Raw genomic sequence first — 12,498 nt, forward strand, 5'->3', positions numbered from 1 at the left:
CCCACCCCGTTCGACGACCGTCTGTTCAGCCTTGTTCAGCGTCCGGCGGTGCGTTGGAATGTGCGGGCCGACGGGGCCCCGCAGTCATGAATTGCGTATCACGGCGCTCCCGCGGAACTTCGGCGTGGCGTTCGACGCACAAAGGAGACGCATTGATGATCCCGTTGTCGTTCGCCCAGCGCCGGCTCTGGTTCCTGGCCCAATTGGCGGAATCCGGCCTCACCTACAACAACGTCGTCACCCTGTCGCTGCGCGGCAGGGTCGATACCGGTGCCCTGAGTGCGGCATTACGGGATCTGCTGGAGCGCCACGAATCGCTCCGCACCGTATTCCCCGCCGTGGACGGCGAGCCGTATCAGCACATTCTCGAACCCGGCGAACTCGACTGGGAACTCGAACTCCGCACGGTCACCCCCGCCGAGCTGGCGGAGGCCCGGCTCACCGCCGCCCGCGCCGGCTTCGACCTCGCCACCGAGGTCCCGGTCCGCGCCACCCTGCTCACCACCGGACCCGACGAGCATGTACTGATCCTCGTCCTCCACCACATCACCACCGACGCCTCGTCCAACGCACCCCTGGGCCGCGATCTGTCCGCCGCCTACGCCGCCCGGCTGCGCGGCGAGGCCCCCGGCTGGGCACCACTCGCCGTCCAGTACGCCGACTACGCCCTCTGGCAGCGGGAGCTGCTCGGCGACGAGTCCGACCCGGCCAGCCGGATCAGCGTTCAGACGGAGTACTGGCGGCGGACCCTCGCGGGCGCCCCGGAGGAGCTGGCGCTGCCCACCGACCGGCCGCGCCCCGCGGCGGGCGGCCACACCGGCCACCGGGCACCGCTGCGCGTCCCCGCCGCGACGCACACCCGGCTTGCCGCCCTGGCCCGCGCCGAGGGCGTCACCGCCTTCATGCTGGTCCAGGCCGCGCTCGCGGTAACCCTGTCCCGGCTCGGCGCGGGCACCGACATCCCGATCGGCGCGGCCGTCGCGGGCCGTACCGACGAGGCCATGGACGACCTCATCGGCTTCTTCGTCAACAGCCTGGTGATCCGAACCGACCTGTCCGGGGACCCGGAGTTCCGGGAGGTGCTGGCCCGGGTCCGGCGGGCCGGCCTGGAGGCGTTCGCCCACCAGGACGTCCCCTTCGAGAAGCTGGTGGAGGAGCTGGCGCCCGGCCGGTCCCTGACCCGCCATCCGCTGTTCCAGACCATGCTGACGGTACGGAACACCGGCGGCGCCGCGGTGGAGCTGCCCGGGATCGGTGTCGAACCGCTGGCGTCCAATCTGCCCGTGGCCCGCTTCGACCTCGATGTGATGCTGGAGGAGACGTTCGACGCGCAGGGCCGGCCCGCCGGGCTGACCGGTGATGTCGTCGGCGCCGACGCGCTGTTCGACGCGGCCACCGTGACCGGTATCGCGGACCGGCTCGTACGGGTCCTCACCACCGTTGCCGCCGATCCCGGAATCCGGCTGCACGCCGTCGACGTCCTCGACCCCGCCGAACGCCGACGCGTCCTCGTCGACTGGAACGACACCGCGACGGACTCCCTGGACACCCCCGTCCCGGTGGCCTTCGCCCGGCAGGCGGCCCGGACCCCGGACGCCGCGGCCGTCGTCCACGGAGACCGCACCACCACCTTCGCGCAGCTCGACGGCCGCGCCCGCCGGCTGGCGGCCGCCCTCGCCGGGCTCGGCGTCGGCGCGGGCTCCGTCGTCGGCCTCTGCCTGCCCCGCGGGACCGACGCCGTCGCCGCCGTCCTGGCCGTCTGGCGCACCGGCGCCGCATATCTCCCGGTCGACCCGGCCCTCCCCGCCGAACGCGTCGGCTATCTGCTCACCGACAGCAGGGCCGTGGCCCTGGTCTCCACCGAGGCCCTCCTCGACGCCCTCCCCGCCGCCCGTATCCCCGTGATCGACCTCGACGAATTCGACGACCTCGACGGCTTCGACGACCGCGGCGACACCGGGGACCCCGGCGCCACCCCGGCCGCCGTACCCCTCCCCGCCGAGGCCGCGTACGTGATGTACACCTCCGGCTCGACCGGTACGCCCAAGGGCGTCGCGGTCACCCACGGCGGCCTCGCCAACTACGTCAACTGGGCCGCCGGAGCGTACGAGTCCGACCGGGGCGGCGCCGTCCTCTACTCGTCCCTCGCTTTCGACCTCACGGTCACCAGCCTCCTCGTCCCCCTGGTGACCGGCGCCCCGATCACCGTCGGCGAGGACGGCGGTGTCGAGGACCTGGCCGGCGTACTGCGCTCGGGCGAAGGCTTCGACCTGGTGAAGGTCGTCCCGGCGCACCTGCCGATGCTGGCCCAGCTGCTGCCCGCCGACCGGATCCGCAACGCCGCCCGGCGCTGGATCGTCGGCGGTGAGGCGCTCTCGGGGCCCACCGTGGCGTCCTGGCTGGAGCTGGCGCCCGGCACGGTCGTCGTCAACGAGTACGGCCCCACCGAAACCGTCGTCGGCTGCGCCGTCCACGAGGTACGGGCCGGAGACCCCGTGGGCAGCGCGGTCCCCATCGGCAGGCCGATCGCCAACACCCGGCTCTATGTACTCGACGAGCGGCTCGCCCCCGTACCGCCCGGAGTCCCCGGCGAGCTGTACATCGCGGGTACGGGCCTCGCCCGCGGCTACGCCGGACGCCCCGGGCTCACCGGCGAACGCTTCACCGCATGCCCCTACGGCCCGGCGGGCGAGCGCATGTACCGTACGGGCGACCTCGCGAAATGGACCCCCGAGGGGCGGCTCGTGTACCTGGGCCGCACCGACGACCAGGTCAAGGTACGCGGCTTCCGCATCGAACCGGGCGAGGTCGAGGCGGTCCTGCGCGGCCACCCCGCGGTCGGCCGGGCCGCCGTCGTCGCCCGTGAGGACGTCCCCGGCGACACCCGGCTCGTGGCGTACGCCGTCCCCGCGGACGGCACGGACCCCGCGGATCTCGACACCGCGGCCCTGCGCGACCTCGTCGCCCGGCGGCTGCCGGAGTACATGGTGCCCGCGGCCGTCGTACCCCTCCCGGAACTGCCGCTCACCACCAACGGGAAACTCGACCGCAAGGCCCTGCCCGTCCCCGACTACGGGACCGGCACGGGCGGCGGACGCCCGCCCGCGACCCCGGAGGAGGAACTCCTCTGCGGCGCGTTCGCCGACGTCCTCGGGGTGGAGACGGTCGGTGTGGACGACAGCTTCTTCGACCTCGGCGGCCACTCCCTCCTCGGCGTACGGCTGCTCTCCCGCATCCGTGCCGTCCTGGGCGCCGAACTGCCGCTCTCCGTCCTCTTCGAGCGGCCCACCGCGGCCGGACTGGCCGCCTGGCTCACCGCCGGGGCCACCGGCCGTACCCGGCTCGCCCTCACGGCCGGTCCCCGTCCCGAACGGCCCCCGCTCTCCTTCGCCCAGCGCCGCCTCTGGTTCGTCACCCAGCTCGAAGGCGCCGGACCCGCCTACAACACCACCGCGGCGATCCGCCTCACCGGACGGCTCGACGTCCCCGCGCTCACCGCCGCCCTCCGCGATGTCGTGGCCCGCCACGAGCCGCTGCGCACCGTCTACCCGACCGCCGACGGCGAGCCCTACCAGCTGATCCTCGACCCCGGCGGCGACCGGGACCTGACGGTCCGTACGGTCGGCCCCGGCGAGGTGGCCGCGGCCGTCGGCGAGGCGACCGCCCACGCCTTCGACCTCACCGGCGAACCGCCGTTCCGCGCCTCCCTCTTCCGCATCGCCGACGGCGGCCCCGACACGGGCACGAGCCCCGACACGGGCACGAGCCCCGGCACGGGCACCGACCCCGGGGCCGGTACTGACACCGAGACCGACCATGTCCTGGTTCTGGTGATGCACCACATCGCCAGCGACGGATGGTCCATGGCCCCGCTCGGGCGCGATATCTCCACCGCGTACGCGGCGCGCCTCCGCGGCGAAGCGCCCGCCTGGCCCCCACTGCCCGTCCAGTACGTCGACTACGCCCTCTGGCAGCGGCAGCTGCTCGGCACCGGCGACGACCCCGGCAGCCTGCTCGCCACCCAGCTCGACTACTGGCGGAACACCCTCTCCGGGGCCCCGGAGGAGCTGGTCCTCCCCACCGACCGCCCCCGCCCCGCCGTACCCGGCCGCCGCGGGCACCGGCTGCCCTTCCGGATCCCCGCCGCCGTCCACGCGCGTCTCGCCGAACTCGCCCGCGCCGAAGGCGCCACCGTGTTCATGGCGCTCCAGGCCGCCGTGGCGGTCCTGCTCAACCGGCTCGGCGCCGGAACCGACATCCCGGTCGGGATACCCGTCGCCGGACGCTCCGACGAGAACCTCGAAGACCTCGTCGGATCCTTCGTCAATACGCTGGTGATCCGCACCGACCTCGCCCGGAACCCCGACTTCCGCACGGTGCTGGCGCAGGTCCGCGAGGCGACCCTGGGCGCCCTCGCCCACCAGGACGTCCCCTTCGAGAAGCTCGTCGAAGAGCTGGTCACCACCCGGACCCTCGGCCGCCACCCCCTCTTCCAGACCATGCTCACGGTCCAGAACGTCGACCGCGCCGAACTGGAGCTGCCCGGCGTCCGGATGGCCGGGGACGGCGGCGCCGTCGACGCGGCGGCCGCCCCCGCCGCACGGTACGACCTGCACTTCACCATCGGTGAGACCTTCGACGACAACGGCGCCCCGGCGGGGCTCCGCGGCCTGGTCACCCTCGCCGAGGACCTCTTCCACGCCGGGACCGCGACCCGTACCGCCGCCTGGTTCACCCGCGTACTGGAGACCGTGACCGCGGACCCCGGCACCCGGCTGCACTCCGTCGACGTCCTCGACGCCCGGGAACGCGACCGGCTGCTCCGCACCTGGAACGACACCACCGTCCCCGGCACCCCGCCCGCCCTCACCCGGCTCTTCCGGGACCGGGCCGCCGAAACCCCCGACGCCATCGCCCTGGTCGCCGACGGCACCGAAACCACCTACCGGCAACTCGACGAAGCCGCGGACCGCGTCGCCCGCTTCCTGCGCGCCCGGGGTGTCGGCGCCGAATCCGTCGTCGGACTGGGCCTGCCCCGCGGCACCCGTATGGTCACCGCCGTTCTCGGTGTCTGGCGGGCCGGTGCCGCCTATCTCCCCGTCGACCCGGAACTCCCCGCCGAACGAGTCGCGTTCATGCTCGCCGACAGCGGAGCACGGCTCCTCCTCACCGACCCCGGCGCCGACGGCCGGCCCGGTGACGAGACCGGCGGCGAGACCGGCGGCGAGGCGGCCGCCGACGTCGTCGCCCGTACCGCCGGCGTACCCGTCATCCGCATCGACGACGCACTCCTCCCACCGGACCCCGCCGACCCGCCCGCCACCTCTCCGGCCGGCACCTCTCAGTCCGGCACCTCTCAGTCCGGCACCGGCGCGGCCCCCGCGGACCCGGCCGGACCCGCGGCACTCGCCTACGTCATGTACACCTCGGGCTCCACCGGCACCCCCAAGGGCGTCGAAGTCACCCACGGAGCCCTCGCCAACTACGTCGCCTCCACCTCCCAGCGGCTCGACTGGACCGGGGCCGGCACCCGCTACGCCCTTCTCCAGCCCCAGGTCACCGACCTCGGCAACACCGTTGTCTTCATCAGCCTCGCCACCGGAGGCCAGCTCCATATCCTCGACCGCGAAGCCGTCACCGACCCCGCGGCCGTCACCGCCTATCTCCGCGATCACCGCATCGACTGCGTCAAGGCGGTCCCCTCCCACCTCGCCGCCCTCACCGCCGGAACCACCCCGGGCGCCGTACTCCCCGCCCGCTCCCTCGTCCTCGGCGGCGAGACCGCCCCGGCGGCCTGGCTCCGCACACTGCTGAACAGCACCGGACACCGCCGGGTCTTCAACCACTACGGGCCGACCGAGACCACCATCGGCGTCGCCACCACCGAACTGACCCCCGCACTCGTCGCCGACGGCCCCGCCCCCATCGGCACCCCCATCGCCAACACCCGGCTCTTCGTCCTCGACGACGCCCTGTCCGCCGTACCCGCCGGAGTGGTCGGCGAACTCTACGTCGCCGGAGCCGGACTCGCCCGCGGCTACTCCGGCCGCCGCGCCCAGACCGGCGAACGCTTCGTCGCCTGCCCCTTCGGCACCGGCGAACGCATGTACCGCACCGGCGACCTCGCCCGCTGGACGACCGACGGCCAGGTCGTCTTCGCCGGGCGCGCCGACACCCAGGTCAAGATCCGCGGCTACCGCGTCGAACCCGGCGAAATCGAGGCCGCCCTCCTCGAACACCCCGCCGTCGCCCGCGCCGCCGTCGTCGCCCGACCCGACACCACCGGCGACCACCGGCTCATCGCCCATCTCGTCCTCGAACCGGGCACCACCCCCGCCGGCACCCCCGGCCGTCTCACCACCGGCGAGCTGCGCGCCTTCCTCGCCGACCGGCTGCCCGAACACATGCTCCCCACCGCCCACACCGTCCTCACCGAACTCCCCCTGACCGCCGCCGGAAAGCTCGACCGGCGCGCCCTCCCCGACCCCGGCGACCCCACCGCGGACACCGCCGACCGGGCCCCCGAAGGACCCACCGAAACCACCCTCTGCACGATCTTCGCGGAAGTCCTCGGCGCCGGGACCGTCGGCGTCCACGACAGCTTCTTCGACCTCGGCGGCCACTCCCTGCTCGCCATCCGCCTCCTCTCCCGCATCCGGGCCGCACTCGGCGCCGACCTCAGGATCCGCACCCTCTTCGAAGCCCCCACCGTCGCCGCCCTCGCCGCCCGGCTCGCCACGCCCGCGCCCGCACCCGACCGGGCCCGGCCCGCACTGCGCGCCCGTACCCGCCCCGACCACACCCCGCTCTCCTTCGCCCAGCAACGCCTCTGGTTCCTCGACCGGATGGAAGGGCCCGCCCCCACCTACAACATCCCTCTCGCCGTACGCCTCCGGGGCACCCTCGACCCCGTCGCCCTCGAAGCCGCCCTCCGCGACGTCATCACCCGCCACGAACCGCTGCGCACCGTCTACCCCGCCACCGGCGGCGAGCCCGGCCAGCGGATCCTGGACCCCGCCGAACTCGGCCCGTCGCTGACCACCAGCCCCATCGACCCCGACGACCTGGCCGACGCCGTCGCCGAGGCCGCCCGGCACACCTTCGACCTGGCCACCGAGGCCCCCGTCAAGGCCCGCCTCTTCGCCCTGGGCACCGACGACTGGGCCCTCGTCCTCGTCATCCACCACATAGCCACCGACGGCTGGTCCCACGCGCCCTTCGGCCGCGACCTCACCCGCGCATACACGGCCCGGCTCCGCGGCGAAGCCCCCGCCTTCACGCCGCTGCCCGTCCAGTACGCCGACTACGCCGTCTGGCAGCGGGAACTCCTGGGGCAGTCGGACGACCCGGAGAGCCTGCTCTCCGCGCAGGCCGCCTACTGGCGGCGCGCCCTCGACGGAGCACCCGAGGAACTCGCCCTCCCCGCCGACCGGCCCCGCCCGGCCGCCGCCGGCCGGCTCGGACACCGGGCCCCCCTGAGCATCCCCGCCGCCACCCACCGCCGCCTCGCCGACCTCGCACGGGCCGAGAACGCCACCCCCTTCATGGTCGTCCAGGCCGCCCTGGCCGCACTGCTCTCCCGCCTCGGTGCCGGAACCGACATCCCCATCGGCTCGTCGATCGCGGGCCGCACCGAAGAGGCCCTCGACGACCTCGTCGGCTTCTTCGTCAACACCCTCGTCATCCGCACCGACCTCTCGGGGAACCCCGAGTTCCGGCAACTGCTCGCCCGGGTCCGCGACACCAGCCTCGGCGCCCTCGCCCACCAGGACATCCCCTTCGAACGGCTCGTCGAGGAACTCGCCCCCACCAGGTCGCTCGCCCGCCACCCCCTCTTCCAGACCATGCTCACCGTCCGGAACAGCGAACCCGCGCCCCTCGAACTGCCCGGCGCCCACGCCGAGCCTCTCGACGGATCAGGCACCGCGGCCAAGTTCGACCTGGAGATCCACCTCCGCGAGACCTTCGACGACGACGGCAGCCCCGCCGGTCTGCACGGCACCCTCAACGGCTCCGCGGACCTCTTCGACGCCTCCACCGTCACCGGTATCGCCGACCGGTTCGTCCGCCTCCTCACGGCCGTCACCACCACCCCCGGCACCCGGCTGCACGGCATCGACGTCCTCGCGCCCCGGGAGCGGCACCAGGTCGTCACCGAGTGGAACGACACCACGGTCCCCGTCCCTCCGGCGACCCTGCCCGAACTCATCGAGGCCCAGGTCCGCCGTACCCCCGGCGCAACGGCCGTCGTCTCCGGCGACACCCGGCTGACCTACGCGGAACTCGACGCCCGCGCCGGACGGCTCGCCCGGCGGCTGACCGCGCTCGGCGCCGGCCCCGACACCGTCGTCGCCGTCGTCCTGGACCGCGGACCCGAGCTGATGACGGCTCTGCTCGCCGTCCTCAAGTCAGGGGCGGCCTACCTCCCGGTGGACCCCGGATACCCCGCCGACCGCATTGCCTACCTCCTCGCCGACGCGGCACCCGTGGTCGTCCTCGACGATCCGGCCGAGATCGCCCGGCTCTCCGACCCGGCCGCCGCGCACGCCTCCGCCTCCGCATCCGCCGACGGCGACGGCCGCGACGGCGGACCGCAGGCCACGACCGACGGTCCCGCCACCACCGCACCGGACCCGCAGAACGCCGCGTACCTCATCTACACCTCGGGCTCCACCGGCCGCCCCAAGGGCGTCCTGGTCCCGCACCGCGCCATCGTCAACCGGCTGCTCTGGATGCGCGACCACTACGGCATCGGCCCCGCCGACCGGGTGATGCAGAAGACCGCCACCGTGTTCGACGTCTCCGTCTGGGAACTCTTCTGCCCCCTGGTCGCCGGAGCCACCCTGGTCCTGGCCCGTCCCGGCGGCCACCGCGACCCCCGCTACGTCGCCGACCTGATCCGTACGGAACACATCACCGTCCTGCACTTCGTCCCCTCCATGCTGGACGCCTTCCTCCAGCACTCCGGAACCGGCGAACTGCCCACCCTGCGCGCCGTCATGTGCAGCGGCGAGGCCCTGCCCCCGGAGACCCGGACCCGCTTCCTCCGGACCTACGGCCAGGTGGAGCTGCACAACCTCTACGGCCCCACGGAAGCCGCCGTCGATGTCACCGCCTGGCACTGCGGCCCCGCGGAGGCAGGTTCCGCCCCCGGTACCGAAACGCCGGTGCCCATCGGCGCCCCCGTCGCCAACACCCGTGTCTACGTCCTCGACGACCACCTGGCCCCGGTGGCCCCCGGGGTCACCGGCGAGCTGTACCTCGCCGGAGTGCAGCTCGCCCGCGGCTACGCGGGCCGCACCGCCCTGACCGCCGAACGCTTCGTCGCCTGCCCCTACGGACCGGCGGGCGAGCGGATGTACCGCACCGGCGACCTGGCCCGCTGGACCGCCGACGGCCAGGTCGTCTTCGCCGGACGGGTCGACGACCAGGTCAAGATCCGCGGCTTCCGCATCGAACCCGGCGAGATCCGCGCCGTACTCCTGACCCACCCGGACATCGCACGGGCGGCGGTCGTCGTCCGCGAGGACACCCCCGGAGACCCGAGGCTGGTGGCGTACGTCGTCCCGGCAGCGGATCAGGACGGCACCGCGGACGACCCGGCCGCCGACCCCGGCACCCAAGCCGCCCAAGGCACCCAAGGCACCCAAGGCTTCGACGGCTCCGAGGGCGGCCCCGGCTCCGACGCCCTGCGCGCGTACACCGCCGCCCGCCTGCCCGAGTACATGGTCCCGGCCGCTTTCGTGGCCCTCCCGGAGCTGCCGCTGACCGTGAACGGCAAGCTGGACCGGCGGGCGCTGCCCGCCCCCGACTACACCACCGGCACCGGCGAGGGCCGGGGCCCGGCCACCGTTCGCGAGGAAATTCTCTGCGAGGTGTTCGCCCGGGTACTCGGGCTGGACCGGGTCGGCATGGACGACGACTTCTTCCGCCTCGGCGGCCACTCCCTGCTCGCCGTCATGCTGGTGGAGCAGCTCCGCGCACGCGGCGTAGCCGTCCCCGTACGCGCCCTCTTCGACACCCCCACCCCGGCCGGACTCGCCCGCGCGGCCGACACCGAAACGACCCCCGTCCCGGAGAACCTCGTCCCGGCCGACGGCATTGACCGGATCACCCCCGGCATGCTCACCCTGGTCGACCTCTCCCAGGAGGAGACCGACCGCGTGGCCGGCACCGTGGACGGCGGCGCCGCCAACGTCGCCGACGTCTACCCGCTCACCCCCCTCCAGGAAGGCATGCTCTTCCACCACCTGCTCGCCGGTGACGGCGGCGCCGACGTCTACGTCACCGCACAGGTCGTGGAATTCGACACCGAGGACCGGCTGAACGCCGTGGCCGACGCCCTCCAGCGGATCGTCGACCGCCACGACATCTACCGCACCGCGATCGTCCGGGAGGGCCTCGCCGAACCCGTCCAGGTGGTGTGGCGCCGCGCGACCCTCCCCGTCACCGAACACACCACCGACCCCGCGGCGGACGACCCGGCCGCCGCACTCCTCGCGGCCGCCGGGCAGAGCATGCCGCTCCACCGCGCCCCTCTGATGGACCTCCACACGACGGCACTCCCGGACGGCCGCCGACTGGGCCTCGTCCGGATGCACCACATGGTCCAGGACCGCCTCAGCCTGGACGTACTCCTCCAGGAGCTCCGGACCATCCTGTCCGGAAACGCGGACCGGCTCGCCCCGCCGCTGCCCTTCCGCTCCATCGTCGCCAGGACCCGGAGCATCCCGCGCACCGAGCACGAGCGCTTCTTCACGGAGCTGCTGGGCGATGTCACCGAACCCACCGCCCCCTACGGACAGCTCGACGTACTGAACAACGGCGCCGACGCGGTCTCCGCCCTCGTCCCCCTGGAGCCCGGAACCGTCCTCCGCCTGCGCGACACGGCCCAGCGCCTCGGGGCGAGCCCCGCCACCGTGCTGCACGTCGCCTGGGCCCGGGCACTGGCCGTGCTGGCGGGGCGGGACGACGTGGTGTTCGGCACCGTACTCCTCGGCCGGATGAACGCGGGCGAGGGCACGGAACGCGTCCTGGGCCCGTTCATCAACACCCTGCCGGTCCGGGTACGCACCGGCAGCCTCGGCGTACGTGCCCTGGTGGACGAGATGCGCGGCCGGCTGGCGGAACTCCTGGAGCACGAACACGCCCCCCTGGCGATCGCCCAGCGCGTCGCCTCCATCCCCGGTAACGCCCCGCTGTTCACCTCACTCTTCAACTACCGCCATGTCTGGCGCGGTACGGCTGGTGCGGGTGGTACGGCCGTCACCGGGCGCGGAGCCTTCGACGGTATGCGCAGCCTCCTCGTCCGGGAGCGGACGAACTACCCGCTGAGCGTGGCGGTCGACGACCTGGCCCCCGACGAGCTGATCGTCAACGTCCAGTCGGTCACCGCCATCGACCCGGCCGCGGTGGGCCGCCTGATGCGCACGGCGACGGAGAACGTACTGGGAGCGCTGGAGGCGACGCTTGAGAGCGGTGCGGTGGATGTGCCGTTGCGGGAGGTGGGGGTTCTCGATCCGGTCGAGCGGGGTCGGGTGCTGAGTGAGTGGAATGCGACCGGGGTGGATGTGGTCCCGGCGGGGTCGGTGTTGGGGTTGTTCGAGGGGTGGGTGGCTGCGGATCCGGGTGGGGTTGCGGTGGTGGCTGATGGGGTGCGGGTGTCGTATGGGGAGTTGGATGCGGCGGCGGGTCGGTTGGCTTCGTATCTGCGGGGTCGTGGTGTGGGTGTGGAGTCGGTGGTGGGGCTTCGTTTGGGGCGTGGGGTGGAGATGGTCGTCGGCATTCTGGGGGTGTGGAAGGCGGGGGCGGCGTATCTGCCGGTGGATGGTTCGCTGCCGGTGGAGCGGCAGGAGTTCATGCTGGCCGACTCCGGCGCGGCCGTGGTGGTGGGTGCGGAGGAGCTTGGGGAGTCTGCTGCGTGTGAACCGGTTGGCACTGGCCTGCCGGTTGATTCTTCCGGGTTGGCGTATGTGATTTATACGTCGGGTTCTTCGGGTGTGCCGAAGGGTGTGGCGGTTGCGCACAGGTCGTTGGTGAACCTGGTGTCGGTGTTCGGCCCGGTGATGGGTGCGGGTCCGGGGGCTGGGGTGTTGCAGTTTGCGTCGTTCGGGTTCGATGCGTCGGTGCTGGATGTGGCGGTGGCGCTGTCGTCGGGTGCTGCGTTGTGGATTGCGTCGGAGGGGCAGCGGGAGGAGCCGTCTCGGCTGGCGGAGCTGGAGGGGGTGACGGCGGCGTCGGTGGTGCCGTCGCTGCTGGGAGTAATTGACCCCGGGGTGCTGGAGCGGGTGGAAACGCTGCTGGTGGGGGCTGAGGCGATTGGTGAGTCGGCGGCGCGGTTGTGGTCGTCGGGCCGGCGGCTGGTGAACACCTACGGTCCGACCGAGGCGACCGTGATGGTCGCGGCCTCGGACGTCGACCCGGACCGTCCCGGTCCGGTGTCGTTCGGCCGTCCGGTCGCGAACACCCGCCTGTATGTTCTGGACGGGCGTCTTGAGC

At 73.4% G+C, this 12,498-nt stretch carries 1 protein-coding gene; it reads left to right on the forward strand.

The features are described from left to right. Positions 1 to 155 precede the first annotated feature (155 nt). Positions 156 to 12,498 (forward strand): amino acid adenylation domain-containing protein (locus ACWDR0_RS29210; RefSeq protein WP_456354794.1); only part of this gene is annotated, 12,343 nt, incomplete at its 3' end.

The sequence above is a fragment of the Streptomyces sp. NPDC003691 genome (genome assembly GCF_053981115.1).